The sequence below is a fragment of the Pantoea rwandensis genome (assembly GCF_000759475.1).
GTDB lineage: Bacteria > Pseudomonadota > Gammaproteobacteria > Enterobacterales > Enterobacteriaceae > Pantoea > Pantoea rwandensis_B.
In genome coordinates, this window is the sequence record NZ_CP009454.1 from 370,078 (window position 1) to 390,302 (window position 20,225).

A 20,225-nucleotide genomic window follows, 5' to 3' on the forward strand; every position below is an offset into this window, starting at 1 on the left:
CAATTCATCCATTGCTGTTTTTTGGTGGCAAAAAGTAATGAAAACAGAGAATGCCTTTTCGCTGATCGCGTCAACTACTGAAGATCAGGATGACATTAATACCCTGAGCGAAGCCTTTTCACTACAGGCATTTCGCTACATTGATATTGCCCGCGAAGAGCGACTGAATAGTCTGCTGACACGCTGGCCGCTGCTGCGTGAATTATCTGCCGCTCAGGAGCCAGAACGCTAATGCCGGTTATTGCCTTACAAGGTTTGCGCGGCGGTTGTGGCGCAACATCACTCAGTGCGGCGCTTGGCTGGGCGCTTAATGCCTTACAGGAGTCGGTGCTGGTCATAGATTTTTCCGCCTCGAATCAACTGGCCGCCCATTTTAATCTAGCGCTCAATCACACCCAGGGCTGGGTTCCCGCACTGCTGGAACAGCAGCCGTGGCAGCAGTGCGCGCAGCGCTATCAAACCGGTCTCGATTTCCTGCCGTTCGGCGTGCTAACCCCTCAGCAGTGCTTAAGTCTGCAAAATGCCGACGAACAGCTTGCTGCGCCGTTGCTGAAGGCGCTGCCGGCCCTGAAATCACACTATCGCTGGGTGATCTTCGACCTTCCAGCGGATCTACTGCCGTGGCAACGATCCTTCGCCATTCACGCCGATCGTCTGTTGCAAGTGCTATCGCTGGATGCCAACTGCCAGTTGCGGTTGCACCATCCGCGTTTTTTGCCGCATACGCTGTTTTTGATTAATCAATTCAACGCCAACAGCCAGCTACAACAGGATCTGCATCAACTGTGGCTGCGCACGCTGAAGAACCTGATTCCGCAGGTGATTCACCGCGATGAAGCACTGGCAGAAGCATTGATGATGAAACAACCGGTGGGCGAATATCGTCCTCATGCACTGGCGAGCGAAGAAATCAATACGCTGGCGAACTGGCTAATACTGAACGTTGCGGGTGGTGCGGCGTGAATCCGTTGCGCTGGCTGCTGGTACCTCAGGCCTGGCAGGCGCTACAAAGCCGTGCCCGCGTGGCTCGCCAGCATGGCGCGGGCCGCTTAACCGTGATGTTGCATCTGCTCTGGTGCGTGCTCGCCTGGTCGCTGCTGCGGCTGGAAACGCCCGGCTGGCAGCGCTTGTTGCAACAGCGTCAGCGATACTATCCGCAAATCTCACCGCTGCGTCCTCGCCCGTTAGACGTTCTGCGTTACGCCATGCAGAGCCTGTGGCTGATGCTGGTGTTACCGCTCGATAACAGCGCACGCAGCGAGCGTAAACGGTTTAACGCGTTTGGCCCACTTTTCCGCTGGCGTCAGCAGTGTTATCAATGGCTGGGAGCGCTTCCCGCACGCATGGCGAAAACGGGCGTTCATCTGCGTACCGGACAGCTCTTGCAGAAACTGCCACCGCGTATACGCCAACTGCTGTTTATTGTCGCGGCGATTGTCGCCAGCCTGCTGGCGCTGTTGTGTATTTCACAGCCGTTTGGCATCACCACGCAATTTGTCTTCGTACTTCTGCTGTGGGGCCTGGCAATGATGGTGCGCCGCGTGCCGGGCCGCCTCTCCACCATCATGCTGATTGTGCTGTCGCTCACTATTTCATGCCGCTATTTGTGGTGGCGCTACACCGAGACCCTGAACTGGGACGATCCGCTGAGTCTGACATTCGGTCTGCTGCTGATTGGCGCTGAAACCTATTCGTGGACGGTATTGGTGCTGGGTTACTTCCAGACGCTGTGGCCACTGAATCGCCAGCCCGTTTCAATGCCGCCGGAAATCACTTCCTGGCCCAGCGTCGATATTCTGGTGCCGACTTACAACGAGCCGCTGAGCGTGGTGAAACCGACCATTTATGCCGCAATGGGCATCGACTGGCCGCAGGACAAGCTCAACATCTATCTGCTGGATGACGGCACCCGTGAGGAGTTTCGCGAATTTGCCGCCAGCGTGGGCGTCAATTATGTGGTGCGCCCCACCCACGAGCATGCCAAAGCGGGCAACATCAACCATGCATTGAAAGTGGCCTGCAGCAGTGATTACGTGGCGATTTTTGACTGTGACCACGTGCCGACCCGCTCCTTCCTGCAGCTGACCATGGGCTGGTTCCTGAAAGACCACCGCCTGGCGATGCTGCAAACGCCGCACCACTTCTTCTCACCCGATCCGTTCGAGCGTAACCTCGGTCGCTTCCGCCAGACGCCGAATGAAGGCTCGCTGTTCTACGGCCTGGTGCAGGACGGCAACGATACCTGGGATGCAGCGTTCTTCTGCGGCTCTTGCGCCGTATTGCGCCGCACCGCGCTGGATCAGATTGGCGGCATTGCCGTTGAAACTGTGACCGAAGATGCGCACACCTCGCTGCGTCTGCATCGTCAGGGATATACCTCTGCCTATATTCGTATTCCGCAGGCGGCGGGCCTTGCCACCGAGAGTTTGTCCGCGCACATCGGCCAGCGTATTCGCTGGGCGCGCGGCATGGTGCAGATTTTCCGCCTCGACAATCCACTGATGGGCAAGGGCTTAAAGCTGGTACAGCGGCTGTGCTACGCCAACGCCATGTTGCACTTCCTCGCCGGGATTCCGCGCCTGATCTTCCTGCTGGCTCCGCTGGCGTTTCTGCTGTGCCACGCCTACATCATCTACGCGCCCGCACTGGCGATTGCGATCTATGTGCTGCCGCACATGGTGCACACCAGCCTGACTAACTCACGCATTCAGGGACGCTGGCGTCACTCATTCTGGAGTGAAGTGTATGAAACGGTGCTGGCGTGGTATATCGCGCGTCCCACCACCGTCGCGCTGTTTAACCCGCACAAAGGCAAGTTCAACGTCACGGCGAAAGGCGGCCTGGTCGAAGAGCGTCATCTCGATTGGGTGATCACCAAGCCTTATATGATGCTGGTGCTGTTGAATATTGCGGGTATCGGCATGGCGTTCTGGCGCATGGCGTATGGCCCAGCCAACGAGATGCTCACCATCTGGGTGAGCCTGGTGTGGGTGGTATACAACATGATTATTCTCGGCGGCGCCGTGGCGGTTTCAGTGGAAGCGCGCCAGATTCGCGAAGCACATCGCGTCGAGATTGCCATGCCCGCCGCCATTGCACGTGAAGATGGCCATATGGTGCCGTGCACCCTGCGTGACTATTCAGATGGCGGTGTGGGTGTCGAACTGCGTGAAGCGGATGCGCTGAAAGAGGATGAGCCCGTGTGGCTGCTGCTGCGCCGTGGCCAGCAGGAATTCAGCTTCCCGTGCCAGGTACAACGCGTATTCGGCCGACGCGCCGGTATTCGCCTGCATCAGCTCACCACTCGCCAGCATATTGAATTTATCCAGTGTACCTTCGCCCGTGCCGATACCTGGGCGCTGTGGCAGGACGGCTTCCCGGAAGATAAACCGGTGCAAAGCCTGGCCGATATTATGGTGCTGGGTTTCAAAGGTTACCTGCGTCTGGCGGAGTATGGCCCTGTCCCATTGCGCCGTCTGTTCCGGGCACTGACTTCCCTGGTGAGCTGGCTGGCGACACTGCTGCCACAGGGCATTGGCCGCGCACCTGCGGCAATCAAAACCGATTTTTCATAAGTTGATGATATGACCATGACGAGAAAACTGAGCTGGTTTACTGCCCTGCTGCTGGGCACCGCAACGCTGGCACAGGCCGCGCCGCAGCCTTCCGCTCCTGAAGCGCCGCGCACCAGTGCACAGATACCGCTGCCAACAGTCAGCCAGCCGCTGGATGCCAATGCCCCGCTGCGCGACAGCCAACTGCTGTTTAATCAGGTCGCGCCTCCGCCAGGCAGCATGACACTGCGCGGCACGGAGCCCACCAGCCAGATTGAGTTCGGCGTGCGCAGTGATGAAGTGGTGACTCGCGCCTTGCTGACGCTCAGCTATCGCCCTTCACCCGCGCTGATCCCGACGCTGTCGCAGCTCAAGGTCTATCTCAACGATGAACTGGTGGGGCTGGTCACCGTCACCGCCGATCAGCTGGGCAAAGAGAATCAAACCCAGTTGCCGATCGATCCGCGTTTTATTGGCGATTTTAACCGCGTGCGCCTCGAACTGGTGGGTCACTACGCCAACGTGTGTGAGAACCCGGCCAACAGCACCATCTGGATGGATATCGGTAAAGAGAGCAAGCTCGATCTGACGCTGCAAAAACTGCCGCTGAAGAACGACCTGTCACACTTCCCGGAACCGTTCTTTGATGCGCGTGACAGCCGCCCGTTGCAGTTACCGATGGTGTTCAGCAATCAGCCTAACCTGCTGCAGCAGCGCGCGGCGGGTATTTTGGCTTCGTGGTTCGGCAGCAAAGCGCAGTGGCGTGGTCAATCCTTCCCGGTACTGTATAACCAGTTGCCGAAAGAGCAGCATGCGGTGGTGTTTGCCACCAATGACCATCGCCCTGACTTCCTGAAAGATCTGCCACCGGTGGAGAAACCCACGGTGGAAATGGTGAGCCAGCCGGACAATCCCTACGAAAAAATGCTGCTGATCCTCGGCCGGGATGACAACGATCTGCTGACTGCCGTCGAAGGCATTGCCCAGGGCGAACTGCTGCTGCGTGGTGATACCTCGACCATCGACAGCGTGAAAATGCTGGCACCGCGTCAGGCCTATGATGCGCCTAACTGGGTGCGCACCGATCGCCGCACCACATTTGCTGAACTGACGCAGTATCAGAACCAGCTGCAGGCCGATGGTTTACAACCGAATCCCATCAGCCTGACGCTGAACCTGCCGCCCGACCTGTTCCTGGTGCGCGCGCGCGGCATCGACATGGATCTGATTTACCGCTACACCTCGCCGATCCAGCAAGATGGATCGCGTCTGGCGGTGCATCTGAACAATCAGTTCATGCAGGATTACCCGCTGACGCCGAAAGACACGGCAGGTCAGCAGATCATGCACATTCCGCTGATGCAGGGCCTGCAAGACAGCAACCGCCAGCTGACCATCCCGGCGCTGCGCCTCGGCGTCGTCAACCAACTGCGCTTCAGCTTTGATTACGCTAACACCTTTATCGGTGGCACCGCCGACGGTCGCTGCGAAACCGTCACCGCTGTAGGCCATCATGTGGTGATCGATGACAACTCCAGCATCGACTTCTCCGGCTATCGCCACTACATCGAAATGCCTTCGCTGGGTGCTTACGCCAACGCCGGTTTCCCTTACAGCCGCTACGCCGATCTGGCGCAGACGCTGGTGTTAGTGCAACCGAAACCTGCCAACGGTGAAGTCAGCACCATGCTGAACGCGCTGGGCGCTATAGGTGCACAGACCGGCTATCCGGCGCTGCGCGTGCAGATGAGCGATGACTGGAAACAGGCAAAAGACAAAGACGCTGACCTGCTGATGATCGGCGGCATTCCGCAGGATCTGCAGGACGATAAGAAGATCAACCTGCTGGTGAATGCGGCGCGCAGTTGGATCAACATGCCATCGCGTCCGATTACCGCGCAGAACGTGCCGGTGTCCGCCAGCGATCGCGCGGTTGAAAGCCAGACCGGTATCAGCTCACGTGGGCCGATGGGGGCGATAGTCGGCTTCCAGTCGCCGTTTAACGATCAGCGCAGCGTGGTCGCACTGTTAGCCGACAGCCCGCGCGGCTGGGATTTGCTGAACAATGCCTTGCTCGACAGTGGCAAGCGCGCCGCTGTGTTCGGGTCTGCCACCATCGTGCGTGAATCGGGCGTCACCAGCGTGCGCGTCGGCGATACTTACTTCGTCGGCCATCTGCCATGGTGGGAACGTTTGTGGAACCTGCTGGCGACCCACCCGGTATGGCTGGCGATTTGTGCCGTCGTGGTGGTGATTCTGTTTGCTCTGATGGCATGGCGCCTGATGCGCATGGTGAGCCGTCGCCGCCTGGCCGAGCTGGAAGACGATGAATAAACTGCCACTCGGGCTGCTGATTGCCAGTATCCTGGCGGGCTCCGGCATGGCTGCCGAGGGTCCGCAGGTGTCACCGGTGGCATGGCTGCTGATGCAGATTCGCACCGGTGAATCCACCAACAAGTATGATTTGGTGCAGCAGTCGCTTTATCGTCTGGAAAAAATCGACCCTGATAACCCGCAGGTGCTGGCCGCGCAAATCCGCATGGCGCTGCGTCAGGGCGATCAGGCTAAAGCGCAGACGCTGCTCGATGAACTGAAGAAAGTGGCGCCCAATGACGTGGCAACGCGTGAATCGGAAACCGGCCTGCGGCTGATGAGCGCTGAAGGGCGCCAGCAACTGCAGCAGGCGCGTTTACTGGCCACGGCAGGCCGCGTAGAAGAAGCCAAAACGGCCTGGGATGACCTGTTCCACGGCGTGTTCCCGGATGTGAATACCGAACTGGAATACTGGCGGCTGGTGGCGCGTTTACCCGGTCAGCAGCCCACCGCTTATCGCCAGTTGCAGGCGCTGGAAGCACGTTATCCCGGCAACATCGGTGTAGAACTGCAGCTGGCGCGCATGGCGTTTGATAACAATCAGCCCGGCGAGGCGCTGGTGCAGCTGCGTCGTCTGGCCAATCGTGACGGCGGACGTGATGCCGCCTCCGAACTCTGGCTGCAGCAGATTCAAAATCAGCCGGTGTCAGAGGGCACGGTGGCCACTTTGAAGCAGTATTTGCAGGTGTTTACTTCCGGTGATGCGCAACAGCGCGGCGAGGAAGAGCTGGCAAGACAGCAGAAGCTGCTGGCCGATCCCGCCTATCGTCAGCGCATGCGCGGGCTGGCGCTGGTGGATGCCGGCGGTGGCGCGGGTGCCATTGCGTCACTCAACGCCGCGCTAAAAGCCAACCCGAATGATGCCGAGCTGATGGGCGCGATGGGTCAGGCGCAGGCGCGAGCGAATAACCGCGCAGCGGCGATCAGCTGGCTGCAGAAAGCGATTCAGGCCGGGCAGGCCAGTACACAAGTGGGCAAATGGCAGTCGCTGTTGCAAACCAATCGTTACTGGCTGGCGATCAATAACGGCGACGATGCGCTGAAAAAGGGTGATTTAGCGAGCGCGGAACGCCAGTATCGCAGCGCGCAGGCCATTGATAATCGTGACAGTTGGGCGTTGATTGGCCTCGGTGACGTCGCTCAGGCGCGAAAAAATGATCCCCAGGCAGAACAGTACTGGCAACAGGCACTGCGCCTTGATCGCAGCAATACCACCGCCGTGCGCCGACTGGCTGCGCTGTATCAGCAGCAGTCCCCTGCCCGCGCCATGGCGTTTATCAATGCCCTGCCCGCCGCGCAACAGCGGTCACTGGCCGAGACGTTGCGATCGCTGCGCAGCGACAGCCTGCGTGCTGAAGCGGATGCGCTGGCGCAGCAAGGTCAATGGCATCAGGCGGTGGTGAAATACCGCCAGGCCACACAGGACAACCCCAACGATATCTGGCTCTCTTACCGTTTAGCCGGCGCGCTACGCAGCAGCGGCGAAGAAGCCCAAGGCGCTCAGGTGATGGATGCTATGGTGCGTCAGCACGCGCAGGAACCCGCCGCGCTCTATGCCTGGGCGCTGTGGCTCTCGTCCGGCGATCAGGATGATGCTGCGCTGGCGGCACTGCATCGCCTGCCGGAAACGCGTTGGGACAGCAATATGCATGAGCTGGCGGATCGCTTAACGCAGGATAAAGTGTACGCCCGTGCCAGCGAGCTGCACGCCAACGGCAATGAATCTGCCGCGCTGGCACTGTTGCAACAGCAACCGGCCTCAACGCGACGTGATATCACCCTGGCGGATTGGGCACTGGAACGCGGCGACGCGAAAGCGGCGCTGGCGAGTTACCAACGTGTACTGCAGCAGGATGCGACCAACAATGATGCAGCACTGGGCCGTATCGAAGCACTGATCGCCCTGAAACGCCCAGACGAAGCTCGTCAGGCGCTGCAGGCTTTACCCTCCAGTGTAGCGCAGCAAAATATCAACAGCGGACGCCGCGTGGCGCTGGCATGGCAAAACAGCGGCGACACGGCGCATGCGCAGCAGCTTTTCAACGATTTAAAAACGCGCGCCGCCAAAGAAGCCCCCTCGCAAAGCAAAGCGTTGGTCTATCGCGATGCGGCACGTCTGGAAACTCAGCAGCAACAGCCTGATGCGGCGCAGCAGGACTATCGTCTGGCAATGACGGCCAGCGGTATCAGCGCCGACGCGCCGCAAGATAATGACAGCTACACCCGTTTGACGCGTAACGACGCCAGCGATGACTGGCTGAAGCGCGGTATTCGCAGCGATGCCGCCGATCTCTATCGCCAGCAGGACACCACCTTCACGCTCGAACAGGATTATTCGCGTGATAAAGGCACCGGCGGTATCTCCGATTTCACCGCACATACCACCATGATGCAGGCGGAGACACCGCTGGCCGACGGGCGCAGCTTTGTGCGCGTCGATCATGTGCTGGTATCAGCGGGCACCTTCTCCACCAGCAATGGCAGCCACAGCGAACGCTTTGGTAGCTGCAATGATGATAACTCCGGTGGCTGTAGCCGCGACTTTACCCAACGTGATGAAGGCACGGCGATAGGCGTTGGCTGGCATAACGATCGCTGGTCTGGCGATATCGGCACCACACCGCTCGGCTTTGAAGTCACTAACTGGGTAGGCGGTCTGAGCTGGAAAACCGACGTTGATGATATTGGCGTGACGTTCACCGCTTCACGCCGACCGATCTCCAGCTCGCTGCTGGCCTATGCTGGTGCACGCGATCCGGCGGCCAACGGCGGCAAAACCTGGGGCGGCGTAGTGGCAACCGGTGGTTCGGTGGGGCTGAGTTACGATCAGGGCGGCGCGAATGGCGTATGGGCCGATATCAGCGCCCACCAAATTACCGGGGAAAATGTCGCAGATAACAGCCGTGAACGCCTGATGGCCGGCTATTACTACAAACTGATCAACGAAGATAATCGCCGCGCCACCGTCGGCCTGAACAGCATGCTGTGGCATTACCAAAAAGACCTTAGCGACTACACCTTCGGCCAGGGCGGCTACTACAGTCCGCAGCAGTATTTCTCGCTGGCGGTGCCGGTCACTTATCGCCAGCGCACTGAGAACTGGTCGTTTGATCTGGGCGGCTCGGTCTCCTGGTCACAATCGCAAACCGACGGCCAGCAGCGATATCCGGTCAATCCTGGCTTTATGCTGGCTTCCAACCCGACCTCCGACAGCAGCTCCGGCAACGGTTTCGGTTACACCCTGCAAGCCGTGGTAGAACGCCGCATCACGCCACACTGGTCAGTCGGTCTCGCCATGGATATTCAGCAAGCCAAGGATTACACCCCAAGCCACGGCTTGATCTACATGCGTTACTCAATGGGCGGCTGGAACGGCGACATGGATATGCCACCACAACCGCTTGAGCCGTATGCGGATTTTAAATAGTTGACCCGACTCAATGTTGACTGAATGATGCACCCGGTTCGGTAGCCATCATGGGGGTGACTAAAGTTCACCACCATGATGTGCCGAATCCATCGCGTGGCTATTTGCTTTGCAGCTCTCGCATCATGGCGGCGCGCAAAATCGCATTCAAGCGCGTCTGGTAACCTTTCCCTGGCGCTTTCAGCCATTCCAGAACATCGGCATCAATCCTCACCGAGGCTTGCGTTTTTACCGGACGATAGAAGCGGCCGCGCGTAGCTGTGCTCCAGAAGGCGTCGTCTAACGGCGCAATGTCCTCAAAATCAATGTCTCCGTCCGCTTTTTGACTCAACGCTTCCAGTTCCAACTGCTGTTTATCTGTAAGCGGCGGCAGTTCACTGCGTTTAACTCTGATTTTGCTCATATCGCCTCCTCTCATTTCGCGTTGCAGAACGAGCACTGATGATCCTGACAATCTCGGTACCCTGTTCAAATCTGACCGTATGGGCAACCAATACGATGAGATAACCCGACACACTACCCAACGTCTGCCAGCGATATTCGCCGTTTTCAACGCGATCCTGACTAGCGATGTGATAAGGGTCATCAAAGACTCTGGCTGCAATTTCAAAGCTGATGCCATGCTTGCGGATGTTGGTTTCCGCTTTGATGGTATCCCATTCAAACTCCAATTCCGTTTGCATTTTAGCATACACTTTTGTCTATACATTTTAGCATGACAAATTCACATGTTGGTTTATGGCTCAGCATTGATCAAGATCAACGCGCTTCAGGTTATTGTCTTGAAAAAGATAAACAATGTGAGCTGCTACGTGAAATTTAGACATAAAAAAAGCCGCACTCCATCAATGAAGTACAGCTTTTAAAATGTGCGTCCTCGCGACGCAACCCGAGATTGGCTAACGCTTTTCCTGATACGCCAGCCAGGTCAGTAACTGCAAGCTGGCGGAGAAGTAGTTCTGATCCGGCGCCAGACGATCGCTGAGATAACCGGTTTGATTCAGGGTCAGATCGCGAACCGCCAGCAAACCGCCTTCCATATTGTAAGGCGCAGGGGTGTTGGCGAGCACGTCAAACCAGGCCGGTGTCGTCTGGCGATCATAACCCTGCCAGACGCGCTGGAATGGCACAAGACGCAGGCTCTGCGGGTCATACCACCAGATGTTGAGTGGAACGCGTATGGCATCGTAGCTAAAGCGATTGGAATAACCCACCGCCGGTGCCACCGAACCATCGGCATTCAACGCCACCCAATCCAGCGGCAGACCGGTTTTGCCGAAGTGCATATCACCGAGCAGTTCCATGCCGTCGTCGATCAGGTTATTCCATACGCGCAGATGGCTACGATCGGCAAACGCCTGCCAGGCGGCAAACAGGAAATAAGAGGGATTCAGCACCACATAGCTGTTTTTGTTGAAGCCCTGTGCTCCAGGCAACATCACCGTGTGGCCGCCAAACGTGATGACGTTTTGTTTGACGATGGCGCGCTGAATACGGTCAGAAGTTGACTGATAATCACCGCCCCACTTTTGGCCTGCGCGCTGCAGTGCCCACGCAATCAGCACATCGCCATCAGAGGCATTGTTCTTGTCGGCAATCGGGTCTGAAGCACCCGGCGTGTAACGCCAGTAGAACAGATCGTTTTGCGGATTACGCAGATGGGTACGCGTCCACTTCCACAGCAGATCAAACGTGGTGCGGTCGTCGTTCGCGACCGCCAACAGCATGCCATAACCCTGACCTTCGGTATGACTGACATTGTTGTTGGCCGTATCACTGATACGTCCATCGCCGCTCATAAAGCGGCCTTTGAAGGTGCTCCAGCCATCTGCTGCAGCCTGGGCGCTGAAAAACATCACCATGAAACACAGCATCCATAGACGCCAGAAGCGCATGACTCTCATCAAACAATCCTATTGATATCGGTAATGCAGCGTGTTGCCGTCATTCTTCTCGAAGGTGACCGGCGCCACAGCGCTGCCGCCCTGTGCCTGCAGCCACTGTGAATAAACACCGGCCAGCACGGCGCTCATCGCCAGCTGCCAGCGCTCTGCACCCACCTTGCTGTCGCCCTGCGGCAGCGCATGGTGCTGAATCAGAATGGCATTTTCCAGCGGCTGAAGCTGGGTGAAACCCCAGCTAAAGCGCGCCAGTTGCAGATTCATCTCGCGTTCCAGATCCTGCACGGTGCGCGCTTCCGCTAAAGGATAGCGCGCTGCCAGCGATGCGCCCACATTGTTGAGAAAGCCTTCGGCTTCCTCGCCCGCGTTGTCCAGCATCCCTTCAATCATCACGCTGACCAGATCAAACCAACCCGGCTGATGCGGATGGCTGACGCGCGCGGTTGCCTGCTCACTCATTTAGTTGTCTCCGAACAGATAACGGAAGTACAGATTCGCTGTGCTTTCGTTGTAATCGCCAAAGGTGTCGTAGCCTAATTGCCCACCCACAGTGACATCTTTGTTGATCTTATAATCCGCACCGGCGTGCAAGTTATAGCCAATGCCATTCTTGCTCTCGCCGCTGTAATACGCGCTCTTCACGTAACCCTGATCGGCCAGGCTCTGCATTTGTGCCTGGTAAGTCGGATCGTTCGGGAAGTAGGCGCTCTTATCCTGGCTGTAGGATTGATAACCCACCGAACCACCCACGTTCACTTTCAGATCGTCGAACTTGCGGGAGAACTCGATCGGGAACGAGACCGATGCATAGTTCTGCGGGCTGAAGTAACCGCCCTGACCGTAGCTGAAGTAACTCAGGTTTTTCGAGTAATCCATCCACGACAGGCTCATGCCCACTTTCAGTTCGCGGTCGTCGTAGTGGAACGGACGCACATACGCACCGGCAGTCGCCTGCACGCTGTTGTTACTCGCCACGTTTTCGCCAATGTAGCTGTACGCGCCACCGCCGACATAGAAACCAGCATCGCCGTTATCATAGCTCAGTAAGGCATTACCGCCGTTTTTGGTCACGCGACCCCAGCGCTTACCGCTGGTTTTATCTTCCACGCCCACATAGGAGAGCAGGCTGTCGGTCATCGCGCGACGTTCACCGGTGAGGATCAGCGTCAGGAAGTCAGTGAGTTTCGGTGACCACTGCACGCCTCCCACCAGGGTACTCAAATCCTGTCCGAGTGGCGTACTGCCGAGGTCAATCTTGTAGCTGTCGCCTTTCAATGCCAGGTTCAGCTCAACACCCGTAGCTTTCTGCGAATCAGTGGATGAAGACGGAACATCGTCAATTTTGGCATCGCCTGACGCCACCACATTACCCTGCACCAGGGCATTGGTGCCGAAACGACGCCACGCATCGCCCGCCGCACTGCCCGCCGTGAGCGAGACAGGTGTCATAGTAAAGTCAAAGCGCGATTCGCCAAACGGGACGGTGGAGAACGTCAGTGGCGCTTTGGCTTCGGTCAGTTTGCTCAGACCCGATTCGCCGTCACGACCACGTATCTGCATGCCGCCCTGAATCCAGGTGCCGGTTTTCTCTTGCAGATCGTCCATCATACTGTCGATCTGGCGCAGCGTCTGGCTCTGCTGGATAGCGGGGGTATTGCTGGCCAGCGTGGTCCCCGTTGCGCTGCTGGTGACATCCGGTGACGATTGCCATGGCATCACCGCGCCATAGGCAGACGGAGAACGTCCCACCGGCGAAGTACCACGGTTGATGAACGGGTTATCCGCCAATGCCAGACCACCCACGCTTGGCGTATCACCATTAGTGGCGCCCTGCAGACCAATCAACTGGCCGCGCGCGCTGCGCAGATAGCTCATGGCCTGGCTGTGATTGCCGTTGGCTTCGGCCACGCGCGCCAGTAACAGCTGGCGATCCGGTGACTGCTCATTGTTCAGGCCTCGTGTCAGGGTATTGGCTTTATTGACGTCATTGTTGGCCAGTGCCACGTTGATGGCACCGGTACGCGCATCTTGCGTTGGCGTATCCTGGGTCATCAGGTAGTCATACACCACACCCGCTTCTTTGTTCATCTTGCCGGACTGATACAGTCGCGCCATGGCGAACATCAGATCGCGGTTCTGTGGATCGTGCTGCAATGCACCCACCAGCTTGTCGTAAGCCGCGGCGTACTGCTTCTGCTCACGCAGACGATCCACTTCGTTGATCACGTAACCGTTGCGAATACCCGCCAGCTGCGTGGGCGTACTGCGCGCCTGCAGCTCCGGGCTGCTGAGGAAGCTCTGCGCTTCGGTATTCAGACCCGCCTGGTTGAGCACCGCGACCTGTGCAGCGTAATCACCGGCGTTCCCCTGAATACCGCGCTGCATATTGCTGCGCACCACAGAGACAGCGGTGGTGAGATCGCCCGCTTTCGCCAGCTTCTGTGCCAGATTACCGGCATCCACCGGGTTGGACGGAGGTGACGAGGCCAGCGCACGCAGGGTATTCGCCGCTGCAGCATTGGAACCCTGCGCCAGATACTGATCGGCGGTGGTCATCTGCAGGTTGAAGTTCACACGCTGCGCCAGTTCGCGCATATCGCTGCTCTTGCTGCCGTTCGGTATGCGTGACAACAGCAAACTCGCCTGCTGCCAGGCGCCGCTTTCGCTGGCGTTCAATGCGCCGGCATACAGCTCTGCCGTGCTGGCGCCGCTGCGCATTGACGGCTGCATGATATTGGCGGCCATCATGCTATCGCCCTGCGCACGATAAATACGCGCCAGGTCGAGTCGCAGCCAGCCATCGTTGGGATAACGCTGAATCCCGCTGTTCAAAGTGGCAATCGCCGCACTGTTATTGCCTGCCGCCAACTCACGCTTGGCCTGCGCACGGATTGGATCGGTGCTGCTGCCGCGCGGAGCCACACTCTGGCGTACGCTGTCCGGCAGTGATGCCAGCAGCGTGTTCGCTTCGGCGCTGCGGTTCTGCTGACGCAGCACGTAGAACAGGCCTTCTTTGGCGTTGCGGTTATTCGGGTCGCCTTGCAGGATGGAACGATAGGTTTGTTCCGCCTGGTCGAGTTGATTGCTGCGACGCTGCACGTCCGCGCGGAACAGCTTAGCTGAAACGCCTTTCTCGCCATCGGCCTGCGCCAGGGGTTCACTCAAGGCTAATGCCTGCGCGCTGTCACCGTTTTTCAGCGCCTGCTGCGCGGTGGCCAACTGGGCATAGAAGCGCGCATCGGCTGCCTGCTTCTGGCGCGTCTCGCTCTGATCGCCGCCCATCTGCGCGGCGCGCGTCAGATAATCTGCCGCTTCCGCATAGCGTCCGGCACGCTGGGCCACATAGCCCATCCCTGCCAGTGCATCGGCATCCTGAGGGTTTGCCTGCAGCACTTTCTCAAAGTTGTTCTGTGCGTTGCTGACGTCACCACTGTTCAGTGCGGTAAAGCCCGCCCCTTTCTCAGCACCACCGACATTTTTACGGTAGTAATCCATCACCGCATTGTCCTGCGGATGGCGCTGCTGCCAGGTCTGGTACAGGGAAGCATCGGACGCCTGCGGCCCGAGCCACAGCAGCGCCTGGCGCAGTGAACGGTCAGCGTCTTTATTGCCATCCGCCAGCGTGCCCAGCAGATCAATACCCTGACGACGGGTTGATTCCTGATAGGTCAGTGCTTTGCCGAGTGCCAGCTTCGCGCCGGTATCTTGTGGATGATCGGCCGCGAATTGGCGCAGCGCTTCGACCGCCTGCGGCAGCAGCGAGCGGTCTCCGGCCATGGTCAGGTAATATTCCGCCGCCACGCTCGGTGGTGGCTCATTGCCATTAAAGGTATTGCGCCAGGTCTGCAGCGAAGCCGCAATATTGCCGCTGCGGGCCTGCTGCCGCGCTAACGATAGCTGCGCCTGCGGAATGGTTTGCAGCTGACGCGCATTATCCAGTTCGGTGAGGTGCGGATCGTTCGGCGATGCGGCACTCAGGCGCGCGCGCCACTGCGCCGCTTCCGCGCTGCTGCCGCTTTGCTGGGAATAGAGCGCCAGCAAATAAAGCGCTTGAGTGTTATTGGGTTCCACCATCAACACTTTTTGCAGCGAAGATTTGGCCAAATCGTCATGCGCTTTCTGATGCCAGTAAGCCGCCTGATCAAACAACGCTTGTAACGCAGGATTGGTGCTCTCCGCCGCCAGCAGCGGCTGAGAGAACGCCAGTGCCCCACCCAGAATCAGGGCATGACGAATACCGGCACTCAACAGATTTTTTTTCATTGTTTTTATCCTTACTTCTTGCCGGACTTGCTATCAGCTTTCGGGTTGAGGCGTCGCCATGCATGACGCTTCAGCATCGCCCATGCGCTACCGCCGACCAGCGTTGCCAGCAACAGAGCCGCCAGCGCCATCAGCACCGAGTGCTGGTTGGCATACCACACCACCATCATGTACCACGGCATTTCGCCACTCGGGAACTGTGGGCCGACGCGGAAACTGCGGATACCGTTTTCATCGGTGATGATGGCGGTATCGCCACGAATGCCCGCGTTAATGCGCGCCGAGTTGAGATCTTCATGCAAACGCAGCAGCTGTTGATCGCTGGTTGCCACCGTCATCACCACCAGACGATCGGCATTCCACGGCGAGCGGTAGCTGACAAAGCCACGCCAGGCTTCGTTGGAGGAGAAGTAACGATCGGCATCCAACTGCTGAAGATTCCAGTCGCCGGTCAGCCAGCCACGCAGCTTGTCCCAGGTCGTCGGATCTTTCACGCCCAACGTATTACCGCTGGTCTGATAAGGCGTGTTAGCCAGCATCTGCTGATTGAATTCACTGTTCTGTGTGGTGCTCACCGCCAGCAGATCGCTGTCCTGCAGGCGTGTCAGGTTAGTGCCACCATTTGGCAAGCCAAACAGCACCTGGTTCTGCACTAGCGGTACACCGGTCGCGTTACCCGCACGTGAAGACATATCCAGCAGCGTGGAGATCTCCGCATCGGTCGGTTTTTCTGGCAGCAGCAAGGTGGTCTGCGAGAAGTCCGCCAGACGCGAGAACGGGAACGATGCGCCAACGAAGTACGACAGGTTCGGCAGCATGGTGAAGTGACGCGTGTGGCTCAGATCGATCCACGAATCATCTTCGATGCGGCTCTTAATGTTGTTGTTGAGCAACACACCACAGGGCGCGTCCGCTTTCGGTTTGATGTTGAAGTACAGCGCCAGCTGGTTATCACCGTAAATCAGATACGGCTCCAGCTTCAGGGTGTAGTGCTCCTGACGGGCGTCGCCGCCCAGACGATGCCAGGCGCTCTCCAGCAAGCCGACTTTGTTTACGGTCAGGTTGCGCAGGAAGGTGCCGTTAAGCATCACGTTGAGGAACGATTTGTTCTCATCAATCCAGCTTTCCGACGGGAAGCGGTAGTGCAGCTCGACCGGAATGGTGTCGCCATCCCACATGAACAAATCGGGTGCCGCGCGGAAGTTCACGCTCAGCGCATCGTGCCAGATGCCGGTGGTGGTCAGACTCTGATCTTTACGCAGCAGCTCGCTCAACCGCACCGGGCGGGTGGTGTTGATCCAGCGCGGCGCGTCATACGGCTTACGCAGGCCAATCGGCTGCGGCTGCACGTTCAGACTGCTGGCATCGGTCGCCAGCGGTTGCGTGGTCAAACGGTTGGCCGCCTGACGCAGCTGAGCATCATCCGCGCCGACCACTAACAGCAGTTTGTAAACCGGGTTGTTCGGGTTATCAATCACCTGCAACAGCGGTCCGTTGGTGGCAGGCAAAGTCACAGAACCGATCTTCTCACCGGGATGGCCAATCAAAATGCCGTTGTGCTCAGGCAGATCGCCACGTACCACCGGGAAACGAATGCCGCGATAGTCCGATTGAATACCCATCCATGATGCCACTAACGCCGCCGCGCTGATGCTGTCCGGCGTGGCATTGGCGGCAAAGCCGAAGGTCACGCTGGCTGGCGTCATACGCTGCGCATCCATAAACGGACGCGGGAAGTTGCGCAGGCTGGTGCCGATATTCAACTGCTGGCCTTCGAGGCTCAGCGTGGTTTTCGGCAAGATGGAGACCTGATACTGCTGCGCACTCTCTTTTTCGCACAGCAGTTTGTCAGCATCGTTAATTTTGAAGCTGAGGTTGTTGCTTGAAACCACCATCGCTGCCGGAATATCCAGCTGATAGTCGCTGACATCACTGTCGCTCGATCCCAGTGGCAAGGTGCCCAGCGGCTGACCGTTTAGCATCAGCTGCAACGAGGTATTACGCGCCGCCAGTGCTGCTGAAACGCGCAGCGACAAATTCAGGCGCGCGTTGGTGATCACTTCATCGCTCGGCAGAGTAAACATGATACCCGATTGCAGCTGACCGCCGGTTAAGGTGATGCCCTGCGGCTGGCCCATCTGCGCCACGGAAATGGTGCTGCTGATAGGTTGATTGAGCATCGCAGAAGCGGAAACCACGGGTGCGGCGACTGATGCCGCAGGTGCCACATCAGGCAGCACCCTCTCTGGCGCTGGCGTGGTAGCAGGCAGCTCCGCCTCTGGTGCAGCCGGGTTTGTGGCGTTGGCTGCTGGCATATCCATCGCAGCCGGGGCACTATTTTCAGTCGCTGGTGCATTTTCAGTGGGCGCATAAGGTGTTGCACCCGCCGCCTGCTGCAACTGGGCATCCGCTTCACTCTGGATGCCTTGCGGTGGCGGCACGTTGGACAAGGCCGAACTATCCTGCGTTACCGCAGGAGTTTCTGCCCAGGCCGGGGCGAGCATCAGCGCCGTCGCCAGCGAGCTTGCCAGCAACGTTTGCGTCAAATTCTTCATACTGCGCTGTCCTCTTTCACTGCCGACTGGTTGTTACGCTTACGCTTCTCACGGCGATCTTTCCAGGTCAGCCAGAACAGCTCAAATACGGTACGAATAATGGTGCCCAGCGATACCAGCGGGTTGTCCTGCTTATACTCCGGCTGGATCCACGCATCGGCGCGCGCCAGTACCACACGCACCAGCTCACGACGACGCGATAGCGGCATATCACCAAAGCGCAGACGAATGGTCTCTTCATCGCCGGAGATTTTGCTCACCGGAATAGTGATGGCACCGGATTTCAGCAGCAGGTCAATCTCTTCAATTTCATCATGCTCATGACGATTGTCCGGCGCATCCAGTTGCGCGCCGCCCATCGACAGGTCGCTGGTTTGGGTGCGTGATGAGATACCGCTGGCGTAGTGAATCACCGCCGGAATCTGCACGTCGATACGAATGGTTTTACGTACCTGTTTGGTTTCGCGCGCCACGGCAATCGCCGCCATCAGGATGATCAGGCTGAACACCGCCCAGCCGACGTTGAGGGCGATAACATAAGGGTCAACACCGAAGTAATCATGTGCCGTTGCACGTACGACGCCCGCGACGATACCAATGGTCAGCAGTACCGCGACAATCACATGGGGGCGGACGATGTGGAAATCGAAGAAGCCCTGATCCAGCAAGCCCCCTTTATCCGTTACGTTAAATTTACCGCGCTTAGGTGCCAGCATGGTCAGCAACGTCGGGATCACGAGGTGGAAGCACATCACGGTTTCGTAGATTTCACCCCAGAAGGTGTAACGGAACTTGCCGTTCATGCGGGAGTTGACGTACAGCGACATCACCAAATGCGGCAATACGTAGGCGAAGATCAGCGACGCCGACGAGTGAATGATGTTCAGGTTGAACAGCAGGTACGCCAGCGGCGCGGTCAGGAATGCCACGCGCGGCAGACCGAACTGGAAGTGCAGCATGGCGTTGAGGTAGCAGAGGCGCTGCTGCCATTTCAGACCACGGCCAAACAGCGGATTATCCACACGGAAGATCTGCGTCATGCCACGTGCCCAGCGGTTACGCTGAACCACGTGCAGACCGAGACGCTCAGTTGCCAGACCCGCAGCCAGCGGAATCGCCAGGAAGGCAGACCCCCAGCCCAGACGCTGCATTTTCAATGCGGTGTGCGCATCTTCGGTCACGGTTTCCACCGCAAATCCACCAATCTCTTCCAGTGCGCTACGGCGAATCACCGCACAGGAACCGCAGAAGAAGGTCGCGTTCCAGTTGTCGTTACCCTGCTGAACCGGGCCGTAGAACAAAGCCCCTTCGTTCGGGATCGTCCGTGCCGCACGCAAGTTACGTTCAAACGGGTCCGGTGAATAGAAATAGTGTGGCGTCTGCAACAGCGCCAGCTTGGGATCGTTCAGGAACGGACCGACGGTCGCCTGCAGGAAAGTACGCGTGGCGACGTGGTCACAGTCAAAGATGCAGATCAGCTCACCCTTGGTGATTTTCATCGCATGGTTGAGGTTACCGGCTTTCGCATGGCTGTTGTCGTCGCGGGTGATATAGCCCACGCCCACATCGGCGGCAAAAACCGCAAACTCACTGCGCTTGCCATCATCCAGCAAATAGACCTTGAGTTTGTCACGCGGATAATCAATACACTGGGCCGCCAGCACGGTATCACGGACAACGTCGAGGCTTTCGTTATAAGTCGGGACATAGACGTCGACAGTGGGCCACAGGCTGGTATCGTCCGGCAACGGTTCAATGGTGCGTTTTAATGGCCAGGTAGTTTGCAGGAAGCCGAGAATCAGAATCAGCCAGACATACAGTTCGGCCAGATATAAGCCGATACCGAGAATCGCTTCAATCTCGGAATTAAACTGTAGCGTCTCCGTGGTGCGCCACCAGATATATCGGGTCGACATCAGCGCAGAAAGGATAACCATGATGACGGTTATTTTGCGGCTTTTGCTGAAGCCCAGTAAAAACATCATCCCGATGCTGATTAAGCCAAAAATATATTGTTTTTGGCTGTCCATAGGCGTGATGACGATTACCGCAGCCACAGGTGCAAGCACCAGCAGCAGCAGGTAAAACCCGAGTTTACTCATGATTCACCCTAAAGAAGCTGTGTTGTTATTATTGCTAATACCGCCAGGCA

12 protein-coding genes are annotated in these 20,225 nt (G+C 58.0%); 5 read left to right on the plus strand and 7 right to left on the minus strand.

Annotation, left to right across the window (positions count from 1 at the left end; all coding sequences use genetic code 11):
* Positions 1-37 precede the first annotated feature (37 nt).
* Genes bcsR through bcsC form a run of 5 tightly spaced genes read left to right on the plus strand, consistent with a single transcriptional unit; the run spans position 38 to position 9,354 of the window.
* Positions 38-232 carry a cellulose biosynthesis protein BcsR gene (bcsR, locus tag LH22_RS01620; protein ID WP_038643828.1) on the plus strand — a complete coding sequence of 65 codons (195 nt, stop codon included), beginning with the start codon at positions 38-40 and terminating at the stop codon, positions 230-232.
* Complete coding sequence (bcsQ, locus tag LH22_RS01625) at positions 232-963, plus strand: cellulose biosynthesis protein BcsQ (RefSeq protein WP_038643829.1); 732 nt, start codon at positions 232-234, stop codon at positions 961-963. Before bcsR ends, bcsQ begins: the two co-directional genes overlap by 1 nt.
* Positions 960-3,575, plus strand: coding sequence for a UDP-forming cellulose synthase catalytic subunit (gene bcsA, locus LH22_RS01630; protein ID WP_038643831.1), 2,616 nt, complete (start codon positions 960-962; stop codon positions 3,573-3,575). Before bcsQ ends, bcsA (LH22_RS01630) begins: the two co-directional genes overlap by 4 nt.
* A gap of 9 nt (positions 3,576-3,584) precedes the next feature.
* Complete coding sequence (gene bcsB, locus LH22_RS01635; RefSeq protein ID WP_081946705.1) at positions 3,585-5,888, plus strand: cellulose biosynthesis cyclic di-GMP-binding regulatory protein BcsB; 2,304 nt, start codon at positions 3,585-3,587, stop codon at positions 5,886-5,888.
* On the plus strand, positions 5,881-9,354 hold the full coding sequence (gene bcsC, locus LH22_RS01640; protein ID WP_038643834.1) for a cellulose synthase complex outer membrane protein BcsC: 3,474 nt from the start codon (positions 5,881-5,883) through the stop codon (positions 9,352-9,354). The genes bcsB (LH22_RS01635) and bcsC overlap by 8 nt, the downstream gene beginning before the upstream one ends.
* A 100-nt stretch (positions 9,355-9,454) precedes the next feature.
* Here bcsC and LH22_RS01645 read toward each other — a convergent pair whose 3' ends face one another.
* The 7 genes from LH22_RS01645 to bcsA (LH22_RS01675) all read right to left on the minus strand — a co-directional run bounded on the left by LH22_RS01645 (position 9,455) and on the right by bcsA (LH22_RS01675) (position 20,175).
* Entirely contained in the window at positions 9,455-9,757 is a 303-nt protein-coding gene (locus tag LH22_RS01645) for a BrnA antitoxin family protein (protein WP_038643835.1), read from the minus strand.
* Complete coding sequence (locus LH22_RS01650) at positions 9,738-10,037, minus strand: BrnT family toxin (RefSeq protein ID WP_038643836.1); 300 nt, start codon at positions 10,035-10,037, stop codon at positions 9,738-9,740. The genes LH22_RS01645 and LH22_RS01650 overlap by 20 nt, the downstream gene beginning before the upstream one ends.
* Positions 10,038-10,253: 216 nt before the next feature.
* On the minus strand, positions 10,254-11,258 hold the full coding sequence (locus LH22_RS01655; protein WP_038643837.1) for a glycosyl hydrolase family 8: 1,005 nt from the start codon (positions 11,256-11,258) through the stop codon (positions 10,254-10,256).
* A gap of 9 nt (positions 11,259-11,267) precedes the next feature.
* Positions 11,268-11,714, minus strand: coding sequence for a cellulose biosynthesis protein BcsD (bcsD, locus tag LH22_RS01660; RefSeq protein ID WP_038643838.1), 447 nt, complete (start codon positions 11,712-11,714; stop codon positions 11,268-11,270).
* Positions 11,715-15,518, minus strand: coding sequence for a cellulose biosynthesis protein BcsC (locus LH22_RS01665; RefSeq protein WP_038643839.1), 3,804 nt, complete (start codon positions 15,516-15,518; stop codon positions 11,715-11,717). It lies immediately after the preceding gene.
* 11 nt (positions 15,519-15,529) lie between these two features.
* Entirely contained in the window at positions 15,530-18,073 is a 2,544-nt protein-coding gene (bcsB, locus tag LH22_RS01670) for a cellulose biosynthesis cyclic di-GMP-binding regulatory protein BcsB (RefSeq protein ID WP_038643840.1), read from the minus strand.
* On the minus strand, positions 18,070-20,175 hold the full coding sequence (gene bcsA / locus LH22_RS01675; RefSeq protein ID WP_052059330.1) for a UDP-forming cellulose synthase catalytic subunit: 2,106 nt from the start codon (positions 20,173-20,175) through the stop codon (positions 18,070-18,072). Before bcsA (LH22_RS01675) ends, bcsB (LH22_RS01670) begins: the two co-directional genes overlap by 4 nt.
* Between the last annotated feature and the right edge of the window lie 50 nt (positions 20,176-20,225).

Excerpts from the sequence above, each read along its gene's own strand:
- LH22_RS01645 (WP_038643835.1), bottom strand. The coding sequence starts at position 9,757 with ATGAGCAAAATCAGAGTTAAACGCAGTGAACTGCCGCCGCTTACAGAT.
- bcsC (WP_038643834.1), top strand. The coding sequence starts at position 5,881 with ATGAATAAACTGCCACTCGGGCTGCTGATTGCCAGTATCCTGGCGGGC.
- bcsR (WP_038643828.1), top strand. The coding sequence starts at position 38 with ATGAAAACAGAGAATGCCTTTTCGCTGATCGCGTCAACTACTGAAGAT.
- LH22_RS01650 (WP_038643836.1), bottom strand. The coding sequence starts at position 10,037 with ATGCAAACGGAATTGGAGTTTGAATGGGATACCATCAAAGCGGAAACC.
- bcsB (WP_081946705.1), top strand. The coding sequence starts at position 3,585 with ATGACCATGACGAGAAAACTGAGCTGGTTTACTGCCCTGCTGCTGGGC.
- bcsQ (WP_038643829.1), top strand. The coding sequence starts at position 232 with ATGCCGGTTATTGCCTTACAAGGTTTGCGCGGCGGTTGTGGCGCAACA.
- LH22_RS01655 (WP_038643837.1), bottom strand. The coding sequence starts at position 11,258 with ATGAGAGTCATGCGCTTCTGGCGTCTATGGATGCTGTGTTTCATGGTG.
- bcsA (WP_052059330.1), bottom strand. The coding sequence starts at position 20,175 with ATGAGTAAACTCGGGTTTTACCTGCTGCTGCTGGTGCTTGCACCTGTG.
- bcsB (WP_038643840.1), bottom strand. The coding sequence starts at position 18,073 with ATGAAGAATTTGACGCAAACGTTGCTGGCAAGCTCGCTGGCGACGGCG.
- LH22_RS01665 (WP_038643839.1), bottom strand. The coding sequence starts at position 15,518 with ATGAAAAAAAATCTGTTGAGTGCCGGTATTCGTCATGCCCTGATTCTG.
- bcsD (WP_038643838.1), bottom strand. The coding sequence starts at position 11,714 with ATGAGTGAGCAGGCAACCGCGCGCGTCAGCCATCCGCATCAGCCGGGT.